The 23,335-nt window shown below is 42.9% G+C and carries 35 protein-coding genes; all 35 read right to left on the bottom strand.

Annotation, left to right across the window (positions count from 1 at the left end; genetic code table 11):
* Positions 1-31: 31 nt before the first annotated feature.
* The 35 genes from DXA18_RS00655 to DXA18_RS00495 all read right to left on the bottom strand — a co-directional run bounded on the left by DXA18_RS00655 (position 32) and on the right by DXA18_RS00495 (position 23,330).
* A complete protein-coding gene (locus DXA18_RS00655) occupies positions 32-1,645 on the bottom strand; it encodes a hypothetical protein (RefSeq protein ID WP_118382251.1) in 1,614 nt (537 codons plus the stop codon).
* An 11-nt stretch (positions 1,646-1,656) separates the two neighbouring features.
* On the bottom strand, positions 1,657-1,830 hold the full coding sequence (locus tag DXA18_RS00650) for a hypothetical protein (RefSeq protein ID WP_243006977.1): 174 nt from the start codon (positions 1,828-1,830) through the stop codon (positions 1,657-1,659).
* A 25-nt stretch (positions 1,831-1,855) separates the two neighbouring features.
* Entirely contained in the window at positions 1,856-2,302 is a 447-nt protein-coding gene (locus tag DXA18_RS00645; protein WP_118382249.1) for a hypothetical protein, read from the bottom strand.
* A 369-nt stretch (positions 2,303-2,671) separates the two neighbouring features.
* Positions 2,672-3,571, bottom strand: coding sequence for a hypothetical protein (locus DXA18_RS00640; RefSeq protein WP_118382248.1), 900 nt, complete (start codon positions 3,569-3,571; stop codon positions 2,672-2,674).
* Positions 3,571-4,566: a Gp37-like protein gene (locus tag DXA18_RS00635; protein ID WP_118382247.1), complete on the bottom strand. Its 996-nt coding sequence runs from the start codon at positions 4,564-4,566 to the stop codon at positions 3,571-3,573. The genes DXA18_RS00640 and DXA18_RS00635 overlap by 1 nt, the downstream gene beginning before the upstream one ends.
* Positions 4,542-5,402, bottom strand: coding sequence for a hypothetical protein (locus tag DXA18_RS00630; RefSeq protein WP_118382246.1), 861 nt, complete (start codon positions 5,400-5,402; stop codon positions 4,542-4,544). Before DXA18_RS00630 ends, DXA18_RS00635 begins: the two co-directional genes overlap by 25 nt.
* A complete protein-coding gene (locus tag DXA18_RS00625) occupies positions 5,395-7,791 on the bottom strand; it encodes a phage tail tape measure protein (RefSeq protein ID WP_118382245.1) in 2,397 nt (798 codons plus the stop codon). The genes DXA18_RS00630 and DXA18_RS00625 overlap by 8 nt, the downstream gene beginning before the upstream one ends.
* A gap of 200 nt (positions 7,792-7,991) precedes the next feature.
* The gene (locus DXA18_RS00620; RefSeq protein ID WP_118382244.1) at positions 7,992-8,594 is read right to left on the bottom strand and encodes a Gp15 family bacteriophage protein; all 603 of its coding nucleotides are present in this window, start codon (positions 8,592-8,594) and stop codon (positions 7,992-7,994) included.
* Entirely contained in the window at positions 8,594-9,037 is a 444-nt protein-coding gene (locus tag DXA18_RS00615) for a hypothetical protein (RefSeq protein WP_117649692.1), read from the bottom strand. The genes DXA18_RS00620 and DXA18_RS00615 overlap by 1 nt, the downstream gene beginning before the upstream one ends.
* A gap of 37 nt (positions 9,038-9,074) precedes the next feature.
* Complete coding sequence (locus DXA18_RS00610) at positions 9,075-9,566, bottom strand: phage tail tube protein (RefSeq protein ID WP_118382243.1); 492 nt, start codon at positions 9,564-9,566, stop codon at positions 9,075-9,077.
* Positions 9,567-9,580: 14 nt separating this feature from the next.
* Positions 9,581-9,964 carry a hypothetical protein gene (locus DXA18_RS00605; protein ID WP_118382242.1) on the bottom strand — a complete coding sequence of 128 codons (384 nt, stop codon included), beginning with the start codon at positions 9,962-9,964 and terminating at the stop codon, positions 9,581-9,583.
* Positions 9,964-10,368 (bottom strand): minor capsid protein, encoded by a 405-nt coding sequence (locus DXA18_RS00600; RefSeq protein WP_118382241.1) that lies wholly within the window; start codon positions 10,366-10,368, stop codon positions 9,964-9,966. The genes DXA18_RS00605 and DXA18_RS00600 overlap by 1 nt, the downstream gene beginning before the upstream one ends.
* The gene (locus DXA18_RS00595; protein ID WP_118382240.1) at positions 10,355-10,702 is read right to left on the bottom strand and encodes a putative minor capsid protein; all 348 of its coding nucleotides are present in this window, start codon (positions 10,700-10,702) and stop codon (positions 10,355-10,357) included. The genes DXA18_RS00600 and DXA18_RS00595 overlap by 14 nt, the downstream gene beginning before the upstream one ends.
* Positions 10,702-11,085, bottom strand: coding sequence for a hypothetical protein (locus DXA18_RS00590; protein ID WP_118382239.1), 384 nt, complete (start codon positions 11,083-11,085; stop codon positions 10,702-10,704). Before DXA18_RS00590 ends, DXA18_RS00595 begins: the two co-directional genes overlap by 1 nt.
* Positions 11,086-11,098: 13 nt before the next feature.
* Positions 11,099-11,986 carry a hypothetical protein gene (locus tag DXA18_RS00585; protein WP_243006976.1) on the bottom strand — a complete coding sequence of 296 codons (888 nt, stop codon included), beginning with the start codon at positions 11,984-11,986 and terminating at the stop codon, positions 11,099-11,101.
* 13 nt (positions 11,987-11,999) lie between these two features.
* Positions 12,000-12,650, bottom strand: coding sequence for a hypothetical protein (locus DXA18_RS00580; protein WP_118382238.1), 651 nt, complete (start codon positions 12,648-12,650; stop codon positions 12,000-12,002).
* Between the two features lie 21 nt (positions 12,651-12,671).
* Positions 12,672-12,977 carry a ribosomal-processing cysteine protease Prp gene (locus DXA18_RS00575; RefSeq protein WP_118382237.1) on the bottom strand — a complete coding sequence of 102 codons (306 nt, stop codon included), beginning with the start codon at positions 12,975-12,977 and terminating at the stop codon, positions 12,672-12,674.
* 99 nt (positions 12,978-13,076) lie between these two features.
* Complete coding sequence (locus tag DXA18_RS00570; protein WP_118382236.1) at positions 13,077-13,358, bottom strand: hypothetical protein; 282 nt, start codon at positions 13,356-13,358, stop codon at positions 13,077-13,079.
* Positions 13,309-13,773, bottom strand: coding sequence for a hypothetical protein (locus DXA18_RS00565; protein ID WP_147345561.1), 465 nt, complete (start codon positions 13,771-13,773; stop codon positions 13,309-13,311). Before DXA18_RS00565 ends, DXA18_RS00570 begins: the two co-directional genes overlap by 50 nt.
* Positions 13,774-13,784: 11 nt before the next feature.
* Positions 13,785-14,573 (bottom strand): phage minor capsid protein, encoded by a 789-nt coding sequence (locus DXA18_RS16285; RefSeq protein ID WP_278337053.1) that lies wholly within the window; start codon positions 14,571-14,573, stop codon positions 13,785-13,787.
* A gap of 20 nt (positions 14,574-14,593) precedes the next feature.
* Complete coding sequence (locus DXA18_RS16280; RefSeq protein ID WP_118382233.1) at positions 14,594-15,046, bottom strand: phage minor capsid protein; 453 nt, start codon at positions 15,044-15,046, stop codon at positions 14,594-14,596.
* A gap of 10 nt (positions 15,047-15,056) precedes the next feature.
* Positions 15,057-16,382 carry a phage portal protein gene (locus DXA18_RS00550; protein WP_118382232.1) on the bottom strand — a complete coding sequence of 442 codons (1,326 nt, stop codon included), beginning with the start codon at positions 16,380-16,382 and terminating at the stop codon, positions 15,057-15,059.
* Positions 16,340-16,570 (bottom strand): hypothetical protein, encoded by a 231-nt coding sequence (locus DXA18_RS15500; RefSeq protein ID WP_147345560.1) that lies wholly within the window; start codon positions 16,568-16,570, stop codon positions 16,340-16,342. The genes DXA18_RS00550 and DXA18_RS15500 overlap by 43 nt, the downstream gene beginning before the upstream one ends.
* A gap of 11 nt (positions 16,571-16,581) precedes the next feature.
* A complete protein-coding gene (locus tag DXA18_RS00545; RefSeq protein ID WP_158567065.1) occupies positions 16,582-17,919 on the bottom strand; it encodes a PBSX family phage terminase large subunit in 1,338 nt (445 codons plus the stop codon).
* Positions 17,885-18,418 carry a hypothetical protein gene (locus tag DXA18_RS00540; protein WP_118382230.1) on the bottom strand — a complete coding sequence of 178 codons (534 nt, stop codon included), beginning with the start codon at positions 18,416-18,418 and terminating at the stop codon, positions 17,885-17,887. The genes DXA18_RS00545 and DXA18_RS00540 overlap by 35 nt, the downstream gene beginning before the upstream one ends.
* A gap of 26 nt (positions 18,419-18,444) precedes the next feature.
* Positions 18,445-19,122 (bottom strand): hypothetical protein, encoded by a 678-nt coding sequence (locus DXA18_RS00535; protein WP_147345559.1) that lies wholly within the window; start codon positions 19,120-19,122, stop codon positions 18,445-18,447.
* A gap of 130 nt (positions 19,123-19,252) precedes the next feature.
* Complete coding sequence (locus DXA18_RS00530) at positions 19,253-19,693, bottom strand: hypothetical protein (protein ID WP_118382228.1); 441 nt, start codon at positions 19,691-19,693, stop codon at positions 19,253-19,255.
* The gene (locus tag DXA18_RS00525) at positions 19,644-19,904 is read right to left on the bottom strand and encodes a hypothetical protein (RefSeq protein WP_118382227.1); all 261 of its coding nucleotides are present in this window, start codon (positions 19,902-19,904) and stop codon (positions 19,644-19,646) included. Before DXA18_RS00525 ends, DXA18_RS00530 begins: the two co-directional genes overlap by 50 nt.
* The gene (locus DXA18_RS00520) at positions 19,867-20,190 is read right to left on the bottom strand and encodes a hypothetical protein (protein ID WP_118382226.1); all 324 of its coding nucleotides are present in this window, start codon (positions 20,188-20,190) and stop codon (positions 19,867-19,869) included. Before DXA18_RS00520 ends, DXA18_RS00525 begins: the two co-directional genes overlap by 38 nt.
* Positions 20,174-20,536 carry a DUF551 domain-containing protein gene (locus DXA18_RS00515; protein WP_118382225.1) on the bottom strand — a complete coding sequence of 121 codons (363 nt, stop codon included), beginning with the start codon at positions 20,534-20,536 and terminating at the stop codon, positions 20,174-20,176. Before DXA18_RS00515 ends, DXA18_RS00520 begins: the two co-directional genes overlap by 17 nt.
* Positions 20,537-20,713, bottom strand: coding sequence for a hypothetical protein (locus DXA18_RS15715; RefSeq protein WP_199665519.1), 177 nt, complete (start codon positions 20,711-20,713; stop codon positions 20,537-20,539).
* On the bottom strand, positions 20,691-21,560 hold the full coding sequence (locus DXA18_RS00510; protein WP_118382224.1) for a DUF4373 domain-containing protein: 870 nt from the start codon (positions 21,558-21,560) through the stop codon (positions 20,691-20,693). Before DXA18_RS00510 ends, DXA18_RS15715 begins: the two co-directional genes overlap by 23 nt.
* 14 nt (positions 21,561-21,574) lie before the next feature.
* Positions 21,575-22,009: a RusA family crossover junction endodeoxyribonuclease gene (locus DXA18_RS00505; RefSeq protein WP_118382223.1), complete on the bottom strand. Its 435-nt coding sequence runs from the start codon at positions 22,007-22,009 to the stop codon at positions 21,575-21,577.
* A 118-nt stretch (positions 22,010-22,127) separates the two neighbouring features.
* Positions 22,128-22,868, bottom strand: a complete 741-nt coding sequence (locus DXA18_RS00500) for a hypothetical protein (RefSeq protein WP_118382222.1) — start codon at positions 22,866-22,868, stop codon at positions 22,128-22,130.
* A 15-nt stretch (positions 22,869-22,883) separates the two neighbouring features.
* On the bottom strand, positions 22,884-23,330 hold the full coding sequence (locus tag DXA18_RS00495) for a hypothetical protein (protein ID WP_118382221.1): 447 nt from the start codon (positions 23,328-23,330) through the stop codon (positions 22,884-22,886).
* Positions 23,331-23,335: the final 5 nt, after the last annotated feature.

Here is a 23,335-nt window from a genome sequence, read left to right as displayed (position 1 = left end):
TGTTTGTTTCCGTCTGAAAGAACGACGTTTTTTATCCACTTTTTTCTGCATCATAAAATCCAATTCTATATGCAAAGGCATATTCTAATGCCAAACTGAAATTACGTGCTATAACAGTAATATCTTTTCCATTTGTTTTTATAAAATCTGTTGTGGCGATATCTGATTTTTCACTTGCTGTTATTGAGCCATTAAGGTTACTTATATATCCTCCTGCTATTGGATTCCACAGATTCTTCCCACATACCTTAACCACCGGTTTCACCACTCTTTTTATCTCCTGCGGATAATCTGGGTTCGGGGATGGCTTTCCACCAGTATAAGGCTCGTAAGATTCATCTATACTAGATGCTAATTGAATCATAGGATAGATTGTTTCATCTACTGTTAAACCTTCCTGTATTGCAATATAACAATAGATTTCATTGTGCCCTTCTGTGATCGTGAATGTTCCTTCGTTTTTTGCAGAAATTACACCATTGTTCACAGTTACATTGCACCCGCTTCTCCCTTTTGTAACTAGCTTATACGTTCCGCTTGCAAGTGTTAAACGTTTGCCGTCACGATTCGAATATAAATTGTAATAAGCTGTCCCTGTGGCAGTTCCACTAACATTAATACTTCCGTCCTTGTTATCCGTGAACGTTATGCCTAGAGACGTTTTATCTGCTTCTACATACGGATATTTCAATAAATTCTTACCTTTGGTTTGATTCTGGTTACTATTTCCACAAATCATCATATCCTGTATTTTTCCGTTATCGGAATCAACCAGATGATTTTCGCCTTGATTCGATGCATAAAATTTGGTGATTTTCTTATCTTTTAAGTCAGCTATATCTTCATTTAGCGAACTAATGTCGGCTTTATTCTTCGCAATCTGCTCAACATTTGCCTGTATTTGCTCGGCTGATCCGATTTGCTCTTTCAACGATGCGTCTACTGCATTCGCCTGTTTTACCGTGGCGTCTAACGCTAACTGCTTCTCTCCAGCGGAATTGATGGAACTGTCTAGCTCCATCTTTGTTTCGCCGGCTTCTTCTGTTGATGCTACCAGTTCTTTCTTCTTTTCCTCTGCACCGTCGATCATACCAGAGAGCTCAGACTTCTCCGTATTGGCATTTTCAATGTCTTCCGAGATACCATCTGTTACACGCTTGATCTCTGCCAGTGTTGTCTCTGCTTTCTCAGCGCTTCCCTTGGCGCTCTGCTCTGCCATCTCCGCCCGATCAGCTGATGCATTAACAGCTTCAACAGTTTCGTGAAATATATTCGGCTCCGGAAGAGGTTCTTCGCTCGGCTCTTCCGGTTTGGGTCTTGATTTCACATGCAAAATAATTTGATGCTCTGTATTACCGGATGCATCATCGGTAACATATATCCAAGCGTAGATTAGATAATTTTGCGTACAGTTTTCATTTTTCAAGAAGCTGTCTGGAACTTTAACCTCTGTCACACCATCTACTGTAGTGCCGATTCTTGTAAGTGTATCTCCGCCTTTGTCCCTCAATGAGAACTGAACTTCTACAGCTTTCGGCAGATCTACACCTGTGATCCTGAGTATCTGGCCATAATCATGCTGCCAGATGCCCGTGTATATCTCCTTGCAGATGGAATCCAACCTACAATCAATAATATTGTCCATCGCGACGCTCCTTAATTTTCTACGATGACCTCATCGTAACCATCGGTTTTTAAAATAGTGTCAACATTATCTTTCCATCTCTTGTATAATCGCGTCTTTACAAAATATGCACGGTATTTCTTCTGTCCTGCCTCAATGCTTTTGTCAGCCTCTTCTATAATTCTTCTTGCAATAAATGTAGTCATATCATTCATCCTTTCTTTTCCTTTCTTATTTTGTATCCGTATTTTCTGTATTAGTTTCTTCTGTGCCATCGCCGAGCAGTGCCGGCAGCACGTCTGTGAGGATACTGTCTACGGTGGCGATAAGCTCTGCATTTTCAGCCTCACGGCTTTTATTGGCTTCTGTAAGATTATCCACATGCTCTTCCAGTGCATCAATACGATCCATTGGTGATTCTTTTTCCTTATACAGAACAACGCCAAGAATCCCACCGGTATATTTCACCAGTGCATTTAAGTTTGTGTAGTTCTCATACTCTGCAACGGCGGATTCCCTTTCCGTTATGATTATCTTTTTGGTTCGAAATTCGTCCTGGAATGTATTTCGGAGCTCATCCTCCGTGACAGAGATGGTTTTGATCAACAGCGATCCATCTGTTCGGATGGTTGCTGACTGGATGGTCATTTCTGACGCATCATTGAATGTAATTTTCATGGATATCCCTCCTTTCAAAAAATGACACCCGATAAAGGTGTCATATTGATAAGTTACTGTAAAAAATAAAGATTTGTCCAACAAGCTTACTGAATTAAATGGCAATAGCTTTATAAGAACGGAAGTTATATCTGTAACAGTTAATGTTCCAGCGGCTAAAACAGCTGGCGTGTTCAGTACACCGATACCGCCTGATGGATTCGAGCTGGTTGCTGCCATCCCCACGAATGCTAGCGGTTCTTCATGCACTTGGGCGACATGTAAAGCACAATCTGACGGGACTGTATATGTTGCAATGAGGAACTGGACGACATCAGCTGCTAATATTCATCCGGAGTACACAGCGGTCTATCTTAAAAAATAGACCCATCATTCATACACATATACAATTCTGTAATTGATACGGATATTTCCAGATACTGGCGAACTGAAATATTGGTATATAGATCCTTGCCAGTTTTCCGGTGCGTAGAATTGTACGGCTTGGCTTACATCATCTCCGTTAAATGTGGAGACGCTGAGCCGAGTTGTATCGACTGTTACGCCAAATAAGTTTTTTAACTGCTCGTCAGAAAATAATGCAATGTAGTTTTTACCTACTCCGGTTTTAATCACAGAGCCGGATATAACTTTGACTTTTCCGTCAAGTAATGTATACACCTGATAATCTCTTTGATTTTCTATAAGCTTTCCAGATTTGCCATTTAATTCAGCAACTTTATCGGACAAATCTTTATTTGACTGAGCGATCTCTTTCTGCAGAGTTGCTTGATTCTTAAGTATATTGAACAGCGGTTCTACTTCCACAATATTCAAACCAGTCAGTTTTACGCGATACAACTTCATCTCGTGCAGTATAGCTCCCGATCGTATATCTCCAGTCGTCACGCTCGGATCCACCGCTTCTCCTGATGACGGCGTTCCCTTAATCACTGCATACTCCGTAGATTCCTCTTCCGAAACCTCATCCTTTTTATATCTCCGGACGATAATATCATTCCGATTCATACCCTGAGTTCCATTATCAATAGTCACATCTGTATATCCGCTTGCCGGAATTACATCTCGGCGTCCCTGTATGCAATACACAGCATCGAAAATTCGGATGCTGTTATTCGTCAGTACCTGTGCTTCGGATTCCCGACCACCTTCCAACACATAATCATCAGGTCCGAATGTCGCCTGATGCGCAAGCCCTAACTGTGCTTCCGTAATATGCGGACCGCCCGCATAACCATCCATCAATGTTGTTTGCACAAATTCTGCCATTAGTCCTCTCCTTTCAACTTATACGTAATAGTAGCACGGCCTTTTCCATTCACGTTCACAATCTTTCGCACTACCGGCGCTGTCATGCGAATATTAGTGATTCGCTCTCTTCCGCCTACCACATCTCCGAGTTCCAGATCTATGTCCGACGACACAGATATCTTCAATTGCTTATAATCCCTTAACTCTTCTAGCTTATCCCTGCCTTCTTCTTCCAATTCATCCAACGATTCAACCGTAGTATTCTCATAATATGATTCAATCAAATCTTTTCCATAATAATACTGCGTTTTTCTAGTGCTTCCGTCCGGCCACGCATACAGGTCTACCTGCTGACGTTCTTCGAGCTCCCCTTGTCCCAGGCAAATCAGATGATTGATTCCGTTTTTATAATCCAATATGTCAAGCTTTACACTTCCGTCTTCATTCAATTCTACATTCTGAGAATGATCCGTGATAGGAACTGCGCGCAACTGGACATATCCCTTGCTATTCGCTGAACCTTGCCTATACTTGATTTCCAATCGTGCATCCTGCTGTTCAAGTGCCTGATCGAATGCATCTAACAACATCGCCTGCAGTGGCACCTGAAAATTATCCAGAATAATTCCACTGTTTTCTCCTGACACCTCAAATAATTCTGTCATTCCAAGCTTTGAAATATACGTAGATAAAACCGTATTGGCTTCGCCATTCAGATACACATACGTGTTCTTTTCTGGACTTATTGCTCGTTGATTCAATAGTCCTCTCCAACTCATTCCAGTAAGCTTAACAATCTTATCGCCAGTTACTGGGTGCGGACTTCTGATAAGACCTCCATATTCTGTTTGCGGGCAGAAGAATCTGCAGTTCTTACCATGCTTATCTGAATCGTATAATGATTCCTGGATTTTAATTTCAAAATCGTTATCCGTGCCAAGAACAAATTCAACGCCACTATGCTCCAGCGGTCCCTTTTCCTGCCCGTTTATGTCTGTGAGTGTAAAGTCCATCTCGGAGTCCCCCTTTCATTAAAAAGGATAATATCAAAGCCAAATGCTCCATTCCAGGAAACAATACTGAGCCCGGCTGGAATTTTCTCCCAGATTGAACTCTCGTTATTCTTGCTGTTAAACAGGTTTTCCTCTGTTCCATCCGCTTTTACCTTAATGATTTTTCTATCTTTGGCATATCTTGTGCTGGAATCAATAACCGCATATTCTCCATCGTACAATGTTGTTCGCAGTTCATACACATGTCCGGCAATCCGAATCAATGGGTTAATGCATGGACCATAGATGATCATTTTGAACCCCGAAGCGGTATAGTTATTGTTATTAATGTACTGCAGGTTTCTGACCTTTGAAACCTCGTAAGGCACATCATAAGGAAATTCCAGCCATTCCAATGCTTCAGAGCTTTCACTGCCTTGCTTGTGGAATCGGAATTCTTCCTCCGTAATCCAATATGGATAATCTGTTATAACTTCCAATTCATTGCTGATCCGATCCAGATCTGCAATCCATCTGTCTTTTGCTGTTCCGCGAATCCAGCATTTCATATAGCTGTTTCCAACATATAACTTTCCTGCCGTAGTGGCTATGATATCCTTTTCCGTTACACTTTCAAGATTATCAATTGCCTGTGGCAATGTGATAAGACCAGTCTTCGCTATTTCGATATTTAGTTTCTTAGAAGTGATTTTCTTCTCGAATCCCTGAATATGATCATCGTCCTCGATTTCATCATAGGATCCATCAAATACATCTCCGCCAGTAACCATATATGGCCACTGGCAGAAATCAATTTTCTCGGAGTTCTGCGCTCCGATATAATAAATATCATACATAATCTTTCACATCCTCTATTAATCTTGCAAACACACGCTCATCGCATTTAAATCCAATATTTGATTTTGTTAATGCTCTTGCCGTGGCTTCACCAAGTTTTTCATAATCAATGCCAGAATCCCGTCCTTGCACAGTGACATTGATTCCTGGCGCATTGCGTTCGGCCATTCCAACCATGCTTTCCAATCCTCCATAAGATCTGAGCAGATTCGCCTCTTCTTTGGTAAGCACCCACTCTCCCTCATCCAGAAACGCTGGAAACATATCTCTTGGCACATAATCTAGTCCAACCTTCAATCGTCTCATCTTCGGCAAGCTAAAACTCTTACCTCCTGCAATCGGCACCCAGTCCGGAACAGATATACTTCCGATACTACTTACAAGACTGTTCCATCCATCTACAATGGCATTCATTGGAGCCTTGAAAATTGTAGCCAGTCCGGATATTGCATTTGAAAAGATATTCTTCACATTCTGCCATGCAGCACGCCAGTTTCCTGTAAATACATTCTTGATAAAATCAATCAAATTACGAAAGATATTACTTATATTTCCAATAATACTCGTAACACTAGACAATACTGATGAAAGCACACCAGAGAACACGCTTCCCATAATGCGAAGCTGTGGAATAAGGTTTGATGCAATGATCTGGATCAGTGGAACAATCGCGTTTACCAGCGGTGTGATTCCCTGAGCAATCAGATCAACAATCGGCGTGAGTAAGCTAATAAACAGATCTAAGATTGGTTGTAACACGCTTATTACTGCTTCGAATATAGGCATTAATGCAGACACCAATTCAATAAGCGGCGGTAATAATGCGCTTATGATCTCCACCAACGGTGGAAGTAGCATATTCAGCAGATCTGTTATGACCGGAAGAACTTCTCCAACCAGTTGTGCCGCTAATGGAAGTATTTCATTGACCGCATCCAACAATACTGGAAAAATCTCGTTAGCCAGATCCATCAATGGCTCTCCGATTTCTGCCAGAGAATCCATTAACACTGGAAGGATCTCTTCAATAGCTGGCTGTAATGCCTCTATCACATCCGACACGGCATCCACTATTGGCGGCAACGCCGATTCCAACATAGGAAGCGTATCATCAATAATCTCCGCCAGAAGCGGTATTAACTGCTCTCCTAATGGAACAATCAATACCTCTAAGCTTCTTTTGAGACCTTCAAATACAGAGCCGATATCATCGTATTTGATATCTTTGATCTGCTGCATTGCGCCTGCAGTGTCGTAAGCTCCGTCCTCGATACTCGCTAATGCTGTTACAGCTTCTGGTCCTAAATCTTCCCACATGGTACCAAATAGATCGACACCGGCTGTGTTCTGCTCCAACGGATCCTCCATAGCAGCAAGTGCTGCAATCGTCTCCTGGAATGCTTCTTTCGCAGTATCACCGCCAGCAGAGAATTTTGCCGCCATCTCATCAGCATTCAAGCCAATGCGCTTAAATCCATCAACGGTGGTATCTGATCCATCGATTGCCCGAATAGAGAACTCTTTTACTGCATCACCAACCTTATCCAGATTGAAAGCTCCGGATTCTGCGCCCTTCTGGAGAATCTTAAACATATCATCGGCATCCAGTCCGACTTTCGCGAACTGTACCGAATACTCTGAGATGCTATCAAGAAGTTCTCCAGAATAATCGAGTCCGTTCTGAGCGCCTGCTGCAATGAGGTTCATTGCCTCTTCGCCAGAGATACCGAAGTTATCCACCATAGCCTTAGCGGCTCTTGTGGATTCTGGTATTTCATAGCCGAAAGTATCGCGCAGTGCAAATGCCGATTCAGTTACCGTCTGCAAAGCAGTATCATCAAGATCGCCCAAATTCTGAGTGATTGATGCCATCGCTTCGCCGATATCTTCGAAGGAGTCGCCATAGTTATTGGTGTAGATATCCTCCATAACCTTCTTGTACCGTTCTGTTTCATCGGTACTTTTTCCGGTACTGGCAATGTACTGATTCATTGCCTGGTCGATATCATTTGCGCTTTTTACAGCAGCAGTACCAACTCCTACGATTGCAGCGCCCGCAGCCAGCATACCCGCTCCGATAGCTTTAGCTGTTCCAGAAGCTATTGTCGTCAGCTTTGATCCATGCGATTTGGCGGACTCCTCGCGGTTGGAATACGAATCATCATCATTCTGCTCCTGTTTATCATTTTCCTCTTCATTCTTTTTAGTAACGTCCTCTTTAACAGATTTCTTTACCTCAGCACTTTCCTTCTCTGCCTCTTCTGATTTCTTTGCTGTCTTCTTGGCTGATTTTTCAATTTTCTTTCCGGCTTCATTCAGATCTGACTCCAGATTACTGTCATCAGCAGTTAATTCATAAGTAACCTCTCCGCCGCTGCTCTTACTCACATATGCCACCTGCCTTTATTATCTCGCCGGCACAGTGGCACAATATGGCTGTTATAGTCTTATTTCAAATTCCTTTCTGCAGTCTGGATTTTTACATTTAAAAAAGAGCCCTCTGCAACTGGCTCCTGTCTCATAAAAAATGTTCTGCTTATGTCCGCAATGCGGACACTCTACTTTTTTTATCTTCTTTCCGTCTGCTATCATCTCTTTGCCATTCCCTCCAATGTATGGAACAATAGATCTAATCCAGACTGTCCTCCTCCGCCTTGCACCGGAAGAGCATAATAAGATTTCATCTCATTAATTTCCTGTATCTCTTTTGAATTCTTACCGTTGTATTCCGGAACCGGCATCTGCCTGATCCGCATAATCTGTTTGATTTTTGTATCCGCCGGCAATCCATTGAACAGATACAAGAACTTTTTCCAGGGTAATTTCCCCTGCTCGTCAATCAGATCGATCTGGTACGCCTGCATGAACGAAGCGTAGATATAATCTCCATCCCGTTCGAAATCTAATACCGGAACTGGACTCTTCTTAATCTGTGGACGCTTTTCCACTTCAATATATCTGCTTGTGATATCCTGCATGAGCTTCAACTGTTCTACTGGCTTCAATAACCTGAGATTCCACCTGTTTCGAATCAACATGCTCAACGCCTGTTGAATCTTTTCGTAATCCGTCAGCAATTCCTCTTTGTATAGCCTCTGTACTTCAAGGACAACATCGAAAGCCGGGTTGATGTCAAATCTCCCTTTGTCTGTGCAAATACGATAGGACGGAAGCTCTGTCAAGACTCCCATTACCAGAATCTCCGTCTCTTTTTCGCACGATTATACTGACTCACCAATGCTTTCTTATTCTCCGCCTTGATTTCAGTAAGCCTTGGAATAACAACTCCTGTAATAAATGGGATGACTTCCTTTGCCATCTCGATATAATGGTCTTTGTAGAACTGCTGAATAGTCTCTGTCCCATCTGCTCCAAATACAGCTTCAAACATGTCTATTTCTGCTCTTCCAAGCATCTCGACCGCATCACTTAACTGTTCGTTGCTGGCTTCTTTTCTTTTGATTTCCTGCACATCCGAAAGCGCTCTGACCAGTGCCGTGTATTTCCGATTGATCTTTGCGACCATATCATCTGCATCCAAGGATACTTTTAATGTGTGCTGCACAACGCCGTTTTCATCTACCAGTTCGAAGTCTTCCTCAAATCTTTTGTTTCGTTTTGCCTGATATGCCATAATCTTTACCTCCTAAAAAGGGAGAGCCGTGCCCTCCCTACACTGTTGTACCGATTGACGGACGTCCATTACCATGAATGGTCACAGTCAGTGAATTGATATTATTCGCATCCCCATAAGCCGGCGTAATGTTCGCCAGTGTAATCGGCCAAATAATTATCTTTTTGCCTTTCTGCAGCTTCATATGTGTCTTTCTCTTCTCGCCAAGTCCGTACATCACATCATCACTTAAAATATAATCACACGCATCATCACCTGGCTTCACTGAGCCTGTCAGCGTTAATGTAAGCTGTGCACCTGTTACCTCACTGGATCCCCAGCCTTTATCGGCGTAATAAGTAAGCTGTTGAATGACCTCATTTAAGCTCTGCGCCATATTTGTTGTCAAATTCGCAAGCGACGCCCAAGTAGGCTGCCCTTCTGCCGGAGACGTGTTGATGAATGCCTCTGTCTCATAGTTGATTTCCGGAGTAATCGGATTACTTGGAAGATCTGGTTCAGCAAACAGCTGTAAATCCATATATTTCATAGTACCACCCTTTCTTAACAATATATCTTACAGTTCAAGATGCAGGAGTAATGATATACTCCGTCTTCATCTCTCCCTATTTTACTTGGTTCCTTTGCTACTGTTGTATCTAACCAGGAGAATGTCTTTCCTTGCGGATACTTCTTTAATCCCTGCAGATATCCAGCAATCACACACAGTTGTTCCAGGCAACGTTTCTGATCAGCGTGCCGGCACAGTAACAATACCGGAATCGTCTTGACTTCCTGCTTATTGTAACTGGTCGATTCTGTGAAGCCTTCTCCCAGTTCGGCATAGATGCCGCCTCCTGCCGGAAGCTCTTCCAGTGAAATTTCTGCGTCAAGACTGCAGTTCTTTTCTGCTGTATCTGCAATTAGTTCTAATAATTCTGTCAGCATCACCTAAGCCTCCTCTTCAACGCTGCTTGATATACCTGCTTCCATTCAGCACCGTATACTTCTCTGGCGTACTTCGCCCATTCCTCGTGCGCAAGGGCAGAGGTAAATGAGATTTTTTTCGGCCCATATCGTCTTTCTGTTGGATTGCCATACATCACATCTCCGTTCCAGAGATATTGAGCATACGGTGTGTTCCAACGCATGGTATATTTACCATCCACTGCCTTTGTATCACTACCAGACAAACCGTTGCTCTCTAATGTTCCCTGATCATGAGGTACATGCTTGGATGCATCCTGCAGTGCCTGATTCCCCATATCTGTCAGTGCATCATTACTTGCCGCCTTAATCATTGCCACTGCTCGTGATGTATGTAGCGTAACACGAGTGTTAATTTTTGCCATATCTCACCATTCCTATTTCATAATGATGTAGCTTCGAGTTATCATACAGAGGCTCTACCGTCTTAATCTGATGCTTCTGTCCGTTAAAATCAATAATCTGATCAACCTCAAAAGAAACATCAGAAGGCCTACTGTTGCGACAGTCATAGAAAAGCGTAGCAGCCAACTGTACCTCTGCGTTATTCTTATCACGAATAATCTGCTTGGAAGGCTCTATTCTGATATTGGATAATGTCTGTCCGGTATCCAACTTCTCGCTTCCCCATTTATCTGTACTGATTTTCTTATACAGCGTAACTGTATGGATCAACAATTTCTTTGAAATCGGTTTCATCAATATCTACCTCCCCGATAAGTCAACCCAGTTGGCCAGAGTATTCTCTCCGCTCTTGGCGAAAATATCGACTGTTCCGTTGATCCGGAACCGGAAGATGCTCCAGAGTACGAAAACTTGCCAAGCGTTGCTCCTGACATTCCATTCCCCATATCCATCTCAGCGCCACCGTTAGCGTCCAGATATTCTACCTGCGCGCACACAGCATTCTTCACAAGCTTCTGCGTGTTTTCCGGCATCATAGCAAAGCCTTCCTCCGTAAGCCTGTACAATGTCATCTCTTCGATGATTTCTCCAGCGCGTTGGCACAAAGCCGGGAAGTCGGTATCATCTACCGGCTCCCCCCTGAACATATCATGGTAATATACCTCATCTACATACATTCGGCTCAGCTCCTTACACCTCTGTCCTCTTAACATACACAGTCTGTGGCTTAGAAATCTTCATACCAAAGATTTTACGTCCCTGCACAGCAGAGGCACCGATATATTTACCGGATCCGGCAAGATCCTGAGAATGAACTTCAACTCCCCATTCCTGCACGCGATGACACCAATTTGGATGTCCTGCAATGAACTCAGTTGTGGTTTTCTTAGAAGTTACAATCTCCGTATTTTCAAACATCGTATTTCCTGATTCAAATACCGCAAATCCCGCAACTGATCCAACTGCTCCGGCGTTTTTAAGCTGCTGTGAAAGATCTCCCTGACGGATGAAATGATCATCCATCATCAGCGTTGCCATGAACTCCGGAGAACAAATCAGCCAACGTCCCTCTGTCGGAACTCCAGTTCTTCCAAGATAGGTCTTAGCATCCAAAATATTCTTATATGCTGTTGAGTCGGTGCTTGCCGTTTTAGTTGCGCACACTTTGATTCCGGAAGTAGTTTCCAGCAGATTAATCGATTTCTTGTCCATATCAAGCGCAAGCGAATAACCGGCGGAATCAAGCCGATCAGCAATCAGATTATCTGGAACAGATACAGCGTCATATCCATCAATCAGCTCATTAACCGCCATATCCTGGTTAATATCCAGATCCATGTAAGTTGTGGAACCTGTCTCCAAGTCAACACCTGTAGCCTTGTTATACGCTTTTACAGTTACTTCGGTATCTCTAACTGGAATCTTGACTTTTCCAGCCTTTGGATTTCCTTCGTAGTTTGTGTTGAAAATATAATTATCTCTTGTAACAAGAGTCTGTCTGAGCTTTTTGTCCACGAGAGAGGACCAGCGTTCTTGGTGCGCGTGCGCAAAAAGCTGTAAATACATCAAATACTTCATAACTTATCACTCCTTAATCATTTTTTAATCCTGGGTTTCTTGCATAAAATGCAGCCTCCACGCCTGATGTCTTCTGTCTGCGTCCATTCTGTCTCTGCCCCCAGGACTTACTTTTTGTTTCTTCTTCATCATCTTCCTCTTTGGAAGACTCCTTAAACTGTGGGTATTTCTTTAACACCTCATCAATAGCGTCCTCGATGTCCATATCCTCGTTTTTAGCCATGTGCACTCTGGCCAGCGCAAGAACATCGTCCACACAAGACTTGTCCACATCATGTTCTAAACATGTCCATTTCATCTCCATTTCATCTGCCTTGGCAGCCTTATCACGGAGCTCCTGTGTATCGGCATCGTCATCCTTGTTGCTATCCTCTCCGGTTTTAACCTTGCCGTTCGGTTTCTTTCCATCTTTCTTCTGCTGCTCTTTCTGCCATTTTCTCTTTTCTCTGGCAAGACGCTTCTTGACAGCATCATCTACGTCCTTCTGGGAGAATTTCTTTTCATTCTCTTCCGGCTCATCATCATCGCTGTCGTCGTCATCGTCTCCTGGATCATCGTCATCATCCTCTCCACCTTCGTCTCCCAGATCATCGTCTCCTCCGTCTCCGGCAAAAAGCTGCAGGTTCATTGTCCAGTATCTTTCTTTCATGTTCATGTTCTTCATGATTATCCTCCATTTCTCCGTTTAACGCCCGTCGGCGACCGTAACCTGTACGTAATCAGTACCGTAAGTGCATTGAATGTCACTCGCAGCAATAAAAAAAGAATCTACCAGAAGGCAACCCCTTTCTGATAAATCCTTATATTCTATATCAACGTGCCCGTCATCAATACGATAAGCGATCTCGTCATTCGTAAGTGATTTGAGTGAATGTACAAGTCCCTGTGTTAGCACTGACACAGCTGCACAAATGATATCATTTCCGATTTTTGCATATTCAGCATGGCCATCTACCGTCAGACCAGTTGTAGTAATGTGTACTGCAATCAAATAGCACCACCTCCTAAATGCATATAAAAATACCACCAACCATTTTGATATTTAACCTGTCTACTTGACAGGGGCATATCACATTTCTGATCAGTGGCATTAATCTTCAACTATTCTCGCTTTTCCATTTTTCAAATCTACTTCGACGGCCAATATCCTATCCGGGAAATTATCTTCATTCACCGTAATTCCTTTACTGGTATCGATTACCGGCGCCGAATTGATTTCTTTATGATATTTATCAAAATCAATTATCATTTTCCCATTCTTTTTTTCCCACATGATTCCGATATAATTCTTATATTTCTCAACATAAGAACGCCCATATTTCTCAATCAGTATCTGGCCAGCTATATTTGTTGCTTTTTTCTCGCTTATCATAATCTACTACTCCTAATATCTCATTAATCCAATCCTGAGTACTTGCAGTAAACTCTTTTGTATTACCTTTCAAATCTATTATAGTGCTTTTTTCCTGCCAGGTAAATAACTTTAACGTCTCTCGATCTTCTGGCGATACAGTTATTTTCGTCATAGTTGGATGAGAATGGGCCGTCCATTCATACTGGTTACTTTTTATAACTTCCCACGCATCATGCGGAATATGCCATGATTTCGAAGTTCCATGTATAAGAATCTTGGATGATTTTCCTGTGAAAACTGCAAATTCATGTCCAGTAGAAGCTGTCAGTGCCGCCAAATCCTTCACGCTCACCTGTTTCTTTCTTAGCTTAGTCCAATTGCCAACTTCTGGCACTTGTTCAAGAAGCTTTTTCTGCTCTCTTCTTAACGTCACTTTCCCATCTTTCAAGGATTGCAAATACTCGCGATATTGGCTCTGCTCAGAAGCAATCCTGATACTATGTTTATTTGCTGCCACAGCCTTTGCAGATATCGTTTTATCAAATCCAATAATCTGCTCCCTGTCTCTTCTTCGATGAGCTGACTGTTTTTATCAACATAGTCTTTCAGTTGCGCTTCTTTACTTTTCAGCTTAACCGCTGCTTCCTCGAATCCATCCTGATCTCCGGCAATATCCAGCATCATGCACTCTCGCTTCTGCTTCCGAATGTCCCGTTCCAAAGCTCTCTGTACCTGCGTCTGCTTATACAATTTATCATTTGCGTCCATATCTTCCGTCGGGAAATACCGTTGCACCTTCACGCCTGGAATAAACGGCCACTTGTGATGTCTGCAGTTAATACCAAGAATACCGTCCGGTTCTCCATAGCTGGAAGATTTCCAAGGATAGTAACGAATCTTCTTACCATGCAAATCTTCCGTGTAACCACTCCCGTTATTCAGATCAAATATCTTGCCCTGGTCTTTCGCACATTTGGGACGTGCACCAGAATGACTATCGATCTGTATCAGGTTACATCCAGCATCTCGTATTCTAGCATCCTGCACCTCTTCAGCTGTGCTTCTGGCCGTATTTCTCATAGCCATATTTACATAGGCTTCTGGCGTCCATTCTCGCCCTCGCTTATCCACAAATGCCGGGATGCCCTTGTCATTCAGCTGTCTGATACATCGTCTGACTGCCTGTTGTCGTGCCTCAATACCACTCACCACGCCTCCAGCGCCGCTATTCAGAATGTTCCATGCTTCGCGTGCTATATTCTGTACAGACCTCTGTACTTCTCCGATGCCTTATACAACATATTGGTGTTGCACATATTCAGTGTATCTTTTGCCTGCTTGCGGAAGCCATTAACTGCACGCTTCACATTCTTGCTTTTATCAGCAGATACCGCTTCGCCAGCTAATCCACACCTTGCCATGTAGCGGAGTCCGGGCTCCATATTGTTGATAGCGTCCTGTGCTGCGTCGTTCAGCATTCTTTCGGCTGCGGTCTGGCTTAATCCGGACATCTTGGCAATCAACCGGATATTCTCCTGATTGAGTTTTCCAATCTCCGCAAGCTTCTGCAGAAGCCACCGGTCTGTATCAATGGGCTGCTCCCATCCCTGCAGGTGCCTGGCTATGTTCTGTAATATCTGCGCTTCCAGATCAATATAGATGCCATCCACGGATTCTGCAAGCTGTTGATTCTCCAGTATATTCACAAACTACCACCTACTTCTTATCGCCCGGATCAGACGTTTTGCCACTCTTAGAATCATCGGAGTCTTGATCCTCCTTGTCTTCTTTTTCTTTGGTCGAATCATCCTCCTCGTCCGGTTCATCGTCATCTCCTCCTGTCCAGTCAATATCCTGTCCGGTGATTTGATTATCTTCCCGGATACGTTCAAGTTCTTTTAATGCCTCTTTTTCAGAGCATTTATTTATTTCCATGATTGCCTTAAGTTTTGATCGGAGCCCCGCTCCTACAAGTTTAATATTCTTATCGATAACAGCATTGCTGTCTTCAATGATAGAATCATCAAAATCAACCGTAGCTTTAATAGCTTCGCCAGTGTCAAGGAATGATACTGCACGAACCATATTGACAACAGCAGGATCTATCACAATACAATGTTTCTGTCGATTTTGATAGAGATCCGACTTATCAGAGATTACTTCTGTCGCCGTCTTCACTCCGCCAGAGTCATATTTGTATCTGCCCGCACCCATGCCAACCTTAAGGCTCAACAGATCTAATGCCTTCTGGATACCAAGCTCATGCTCTTGTGCCCGAATCGTCATATCAACCTCTGTCAGCCGATTGTTTCCGTTCTTATCTTCCGGAAGCAGGTAATACACGGTATCGTTCGGGTCGAATATCGGCGCTGATACGCCGTCGTCCTGCATTATACGTTTTGCCTGGCTGATTGGAACCATGATTCGTTTGCGTCCTAAAACGAACTCATTCATGTAGCTGTCGTAAGTAAGATCGCAACCTTTTACCTCGTCAATTCCGTTGCCATACACAGATATTCCAAGCGGACTATCCAAATCTATATTGTTGCAAATATTCGGCGTGACAATCTGGAATAACGGTTCCACACTTTTTGTTGCCACCAGCGCCTCAATGTCCTCTGGAATTTTTATCTCTTTCCCGCTCTCAACATCAACATACACGTTTTCGATGTAATATTGATCGCTGTTTTCTCCATTTTCTTTTTTACCAAAACGATGAATTTGCAGATAGATGGCTTTTTCTCCGGATATCGTCCTCTGCGTACCGAATGCACATTCCGTTATATCCCCGTTATCCCAAGATAATGGATAAATCATATCGGCACGAATATAATCTATAATTACCTGCTTATCCGCATCCAGATACTCCACGAAAGCTCCCGTGCCAAGCGCAAATGCCTTTTCAATAAGCTGATTGCCCTGCTTTTGGAAATTATTGTCTTTCAAAATTTCTGCCAGACGTTCGTTATAGTCTCCGGCATTAATAGTTACCCGCTCATTCAGCAGCAGATTCGCCCAGTCCTCACAGACCGTCTTTGCCATTCCAGCTTGTAACGCTCTTGGTTTGTCGTGACTATTCCGTTATACAGCTTGTAGTGATGGAACTTCGCCACATCGTTCTGATACCACTCCAGCCATTCATCAATATGCTCGTATGTCTCATCTGACACTGCGCGATATCCCTGTTGTACCAGATACTCTTTTACTTTCTTATATGTGCTATCACTCACATTTCCACCTCCTATGCTGCAATATACATGATGTCGTCCTGTATACTCTCTGTGCTGTATTCCGTACTGTCCAGGCTATCGACGTTCATCTCGCCATCATCCAGCCGGACGTCCATGTTCTTTTTCTTCTCGTCATATACCGCCTCTTCAAACGCTGCAATGATATGTGTACAATGCTTCATAATCTTCCATCTGTGCTGTGCTATCAGACTGTTGTAGAATGCTATCCGATCATTGATTGAACCTTTAATTGCATTCTTAATGTCGATTGCAACATGTTCCTGGATGCACGCCATCTCCAATCCAGATATAAGCGTCTGCTCTGCGCTATCGCAATAAGCTTCATATACCTTATACTTTGACTGTGCCCGCCGGACAAAATCAATGAAATCATCCTGTAGCTGCTTCGGATTAATACGCTTCTTGCAGTAATACTCATTCAACACAACCACCTGCTTGAACCCCTTCGTGAATCCTGTCAGGGTAAAAGAATGAGCCGACTTCGTTCCTCCGAAATCGACTCCGATTGTTGCGTATACTATTTCATGCTTTAATCGATCATGGTCATCTTTTTCCAGTAACCATGAACTACTGATAATATAATCCTCCGTGTGATCTGCAAACTGCTGGTAGATAAGTCCATCTGCCGCCACCCACTGGCCAAGAATGAAACGCTTATAAAATACGCTGCCATGTGGCCATGCCCTACGATATCGTTCCAATACCTTTGGCGACAACGTAAGATTGTCTGTCATTGCAAAATGCAGATGGTATACCTTCTTCTCTTTTGCCAGAAGAATGTACTCTTCCCGGATGTAATGATGCGGTCCTGCCGGATTGCAGTTCATCCAGATCTTAGCGCCTTCCACGGAACAACGTCCGATTGCCTGATCTACAAAGCTCTTCGGGAACAGTGCCGCCTCATCAAGATAAGCTCCTGCTGCAGTAAGTCCCTGCAGAGCATCTTGTGCTGCTTCTGTATTGGCTCCATACAAGTAATAGGTATTCGTGCCAATCTCAATCCTTGCATCCGTTCCGGAGCGCACGTAATTGTATGGCCAACCCCATGCTTCAAGAATCTGTAGCATAGGTCGAATTACATTCTTTTTGAGTGCTCCCATCGTTTTCCCAGCCAGAATAAATGACTGGCCAGAATGTATCTCCTGGGACCACGTAAGATATCCTATGATGCAGGCTATAGTTTTACCTGATCGGATAGCCCCATCCGCAATTACAAAATCGCATTGCGAACTCATCAACGGTGGTCTCCACCAATGCATCAGCTTCTGCTGCTGAGTAGAAAATGGGGAAAACTTAAACTTCGCCGGCTTCTTCTGTACCTTCGGCATCTTCCTCGTCCTCCTCTTCATCAGCGAATAGATTATCTAAATCTTCCTGCGTCGGTTTCATAGCTTTCAGGAAATCACGGATATTCTCGTCCTGATTATCCGTATCACCAATTTCCTGATCTCTGGCTCTTTTGGCTCTATCTGTCCGAATCTTCTGTTCTTCCAGATCAGCCTCAGACATCTCTGTCTGTCCAACTGTCTTCATAATGGCTTGATACGCTTTCACGTCTCCTAGTGACGCCTGCTGAATCATCGCCATTGCTATAATTTCCTCATAGGTGCTCTCGCCACCATCTGACCGTAATATATCTGATAAACCCTCAACTTCCACCTGCATCATCAAGAGCCTGTTCATCGTATCTCTGAGAGCCGCTTTCCTGCGTCTGGTCTCACCGGATTTAATCCCGCCTTTTCTCCCGTATTCTCGAGCTTCGCTCGGGCTTAAACGTATTAAGTTCTCTTCATTCGCCACTTCACCACCTTCAATTCCGATATGCAATATAAAAAGCACCCTGTTAAGAGTGCTTAAAATTCCATTTTTTCTTCATGGTCATATTTGATTCCTACTAATTCCTGCAATTCATCTCGTTTTCGTCCAAGTATATTTGTATAACAACTATTCTTATATTTTTTTAGGTAAGTCAACAAGTTATTTATTTCATTCTCTAACTGTTCGCGATGAATTATATTAAATGTATACTCATCCGATAAGCGATTCAGCTTTTCGATTTTTGTATAGAGTTCAATAATCATAAGCATTATTTCTTCGTCTTTATCAACTAATTTTCCGGTTGAAAAGAATGGTTGGAATTCATTAGGTTTCATATGTACATAATCTCTCATGAAATAATATACCGTTTTTATAACCTCGATTTCCTTTTCCAAACTATAATTTCCGCCTTTAAAAATCAACGAATTGAAGGGCATAAGCTCCAGTATCAAGCAATCGACAAAATTAATCCTTTCCGTTATGAACCTCTTTCTTTCAACTCGATAATTTATAACAGCGATAATCAGCGCGAGCATAGCGCCAGAGAATACTCCCAAAAAACAATTGACTATAAAATCAGAATGACTGATTTTTTTGCTTATGCATTCACAATATTCTATTAGGCTTGCCAACAATAAAGACATCAGGGCAATTACCATCGTTATATATATTGCATTTCTATTCTCTCGCATAGATACCTCATTTCCTCCCATACCTAAAACCTACTTCCATAATACTCCATATTTCGGTAATAGACAACGAAAAGACAGCCCTGTTTACACCAGGCTGTCCTCTCAGGTACGGGATTGAGCCGCCGGATTTCTGCCAGTGGCTCTAGTATTATTATAAATGTGAATCGTGTGAATTGTGTGAAACTTTCAAATACGCATCAACTTTTTTGCTTATGCTGCTACGATCCAAATGAATCTTCTTCGCCACATCCCTCTGTGTCACATTCTTCCGTCCATCAATGTAATAGATCCGGAAGATTCTCCTGGTCACACTGTCCGTGATCCCGCTCACAAAATCCTCAATCTCTTTGCATTCTGCTTCCAGCTTATTCTTACGTCTGAGGTCTCTGTCCTGCAGCCGGCTGTATTTCTCATAATCAAATCCCGTCACGCTCTGGGGCATCGGATATCCCTTACTGTAATCAAATATCACATCATTCCCAATCATGGTATCTGATCGCCACCGGTTCTCCAGCACATAATCCAGTTCCAGGATCTCCATCTTATTGCTCCGGTATGACTCCAGACGTTCTTTTGTCATCACTTCTTCCATCCGCATCACTCCCCTTGCCGTATTTCCGTCTGATATACTCTGACACACTCACGCTCTGATATGCCGGTTTCCGGAAGTCTGCCAGAGCTTTCTCATCTGTCTTGGCTTCCAGGCCGTCATAATGCTTCTTCTGAGCTATCTTCTGTTCTTTTTTTGTCTCTCTTCTTCCGCATCTACCACCACCCGCTTTCTTCGGTCTTGTGATCGGCATGAATGAATATCACCGGTCTGGTTCCGTCAGAACCATCGTTGATGATCTCCAGTTCTCCGATGTAGTTAAAATCCTCTGCTGTATCAAGATATACTGTTAAACTGACTTCGCCGCCCAACACCTCATCCACACGTTGTGATACCGCCTGTTTAAACTCCGCCGTATCCGTGATGTCTTTCTTCTCAACAGTGATCGGTGTCGGTTCTTTCACTTCCTGCTTCTCAGCGCATCCGGTTAACGCAATGGATGCTAACAATACAGCAAGTGCTCTATTGATTCTTCTCATCGTCTACCTCCCTGTATGGCTTTGGTAATGGCATCCAAGCATTTACGAACACATCATATTGTGTTAATGGCGTTAAGCTATCACCCTCGTAAAATGCTCCACCTCCATCATCTTCTTCATATCTTCCGAGCACCAAACCGGAATAATTTGAAAAAGAAAGCAAAATATACTCATCTGGCTCCGGCAGTCTCTCACTGCACGGAATCCACTTGCCAGGGACATTTGTGTCCTTAGCATCTTCCCTGTCCTCATACATTGCCAGTCTATCCACCAACTCCTGTTTCTTGTTCGGAGACCAGTATCCCGTCTTTATACCGTTCTCTCTCTTATGTGTTAATCTCTGCATCTACTCTTCCTCCCAGTACTCTATAACATATTCTTTCTTCCCTTTTGCATTGCCAGGAATGACCTGATATCCAATTCTGACCGAATATCCTGCCTTGATTAATAACCTGGCTATCTGCAGCCGATCCTCTTCATTTAGACCAGCTGTTCCACCTCTAACGCTTTTTATCGCTGCCATCTTGCTTTCCTTCCTGGATTCCCAACAGATCAAGCTCCAGAGAATCCATTTCATATTTCCTTCCACCAGAATAATTCGTAAATCCGATCTTTTTCTTTGTCTTCTTCTCCTGTTTTCGGCTGGGATAAAAACTCTTCCAGCCACTGGCCGTTGCCTTCTTCACGATAGCCAGTTGTTCCTCAGGATTATCACTCAGCTTCAACAGATCTTCACGGAGAGCCTGTATCTGCTCCGGAAGGATATCACCGAAATTACTCTTACGGACAACCAGATACAATTGAAATGCCTGTTCCAATTCTGGCAGCTGGAATATATTATTCTTTATATTATTTTCTTTACTTTTATTTAGGGATTTTTCCGAGGAATTACATTCATTTTTCCAGGAAAAACTATCCAAATTCCCAGAATTATCCTCAAAAAGGGTGCACTTAATAAAAGGCTCTGTCTCATTCTTATTTAAAAGCCAGTACCTTCCAACTTCTAACGGTTCTTTGCTTTTGCGCATCCTCTCTTTAATGCCAAGCTGATACCGTTTCTGTATCCCGGCAGAGGTCAAGACCTTGTCCGAATTAAAAAGTGTGTTATCAAACAGTGACCGTTTTAACAGGAAGTTCAAGACCTGCTTCACCTTATTCTGATCTATCCCAAGTTCATCGGAAATAATATATTCGAAATCATCATCAACCTTGATATAATATCCTTTACGATAGATCTCACATAACAAAAATAAATAAATCTGCACTCCATCCGACTTGTATCTCGCCTTCAGGATCCTGATCTTATTATCCTCAAAAAAATCGATATCCAATGGAAAGTAAAGAAGGCCTCTCGTTTTTGGTCTGGCCATCACGCACCTTCTTTCTATCCCGTATATTCTTCCACCGTAATATCCAGCCCTTCCACGGCTGAATAAACCTTCATGGCAACCACCATAGCAATCTGCGTATCATCATGGTAAGCAACACCATTTAAAGCGTCTGCCACTACCTTTACAATATTATCCATATCTGGCTTCTTAAGTGGCATCTCCCTGCCTTCCAGCATATCCAGCTGACGTTTCTTCGATGTACTCTTTGGCGGAAGAAACCTTGCTATAATGCTAAGAGATACCGGCTTTTCTCTTTCCAAATAAAAACCTTTTGCATGGTTCAGAAACTGATTCTTAATATAATTCTCATATAGAAGATCTCCCTCTGGAATATAGGAATGAACATTGCCTGTCGATCTGTTCCTTACTGTCTTCGCTCGTGCTTTTCCCTGAGGCTTCCCAGGAACATGAAATGTAACTGGCTGCATTTCTTCTATCTCCTTTCTCCCCATGCTGCCATCTACGACAACATGGGGGAAATACCTGTTAATAGTTACAATGTGATATATGTATCCTTTTTAAGGATGGTGCCTACACAGTTACTTTTTATGCAATCACCGTAATGTGATGCTTTTCCAATTCATCCGCGAGTTCGAACTCCAGATAATATTTAATCTTCTTCATGGTCGCATTCTTCCACAATCCGCCATCTGCTTCTACCAGCTTGAATGCTGGTCCTCTCTCACTGTCCTTAATGCGGAATACATAAGAACTCTCTGGCTGCTCAATCTCTGCAAATGTACGGTAAGGTCTGAGTTTCGCCGGATTCGGTACGATCACATCTGTGAACTCCACACCCGATTTGATCGTTGTCTTCTGCGATACTCCGTCATCAGAATAATTCGCTGTTGTTCCAGACTTGATATTACCAGCAACCTGCATGATGGTTGCCAGATCCTCTGTCTCTACAAAGTTCGCCTGTAGTTCGATCAAAAAACGCTCCTGGTCATAATAATGATCAAACTCGAACTCATTCACGATCGCATCCGTTGCCATTAAAGTTTCTCTGTCTCTCTCATCGATCAATCCGGAATATAAAAGAACCCTGGTCGGACTCACCACATGAAGAATCGAAGATTCTCTCAGTTCTTCCGGCTTTCCTTTGATGTAATCAACTAATGCTGTTAATGTATTTACAGAAAGGCTACTTGCCATCGGGAATCTGTGATATCTACGGAGATCCTTTGTACAATACGTCTCACCATTGATTTCCAATAACTTTGGCTCCATACTTTCTGCTTTTAACCCCGTAATATACTGTAATGCGTCTCTTAATCCTTCCATCATCTTACTTTTTCCTCCTTATGCTTCTTTTCTTCTAAGATCTACTACTTTGTTACTATTACCCTGCTGATTCTCTACAATCTCACCGGTATCTACATCTACAGTCTTACCTTCAACCTCTACCACAGCACCCGGTGTCACGCCAGGGATATCTGTTACAGACATCTGTCCAGGAATCTGATTGCCGATTTCTGCCACATCAATTTCGCCATTTGTAAGATCCTGCTGAACTCCCAATGCAGTTACAGCTCCAAGTGCAGGCGCAACTGTCGGCTTAGAATTCACGCTGGTTGTAATAAAATTCCTCTGTTCATTCGCCTTAAATCCAATTGTTACAACAATCTTTCTCGCTGCTTTAGCCTCTGTGTTTGGATCAACAATATTTCGCATTACCGTTTCAAGATCCCTGTTGATCTGTCTGCTGAGTTCACCATTTGCAAATGCTTCCAGATTAATGTGTTTCATAGTTT

It is taken from the genome of Dorea sp. AM58-8 (assembly GCF_003464045.1).
Taxonomy (GTDB): Bacteria; Bacillota; Clostridia; order Lachnospirales; family Lachnospiraceae; genus Claveliimonas; species Claveliimonas ammoniilytica.
This window is presented reverse-complemented; position numbering and strand designations above follow the sequence as displayed.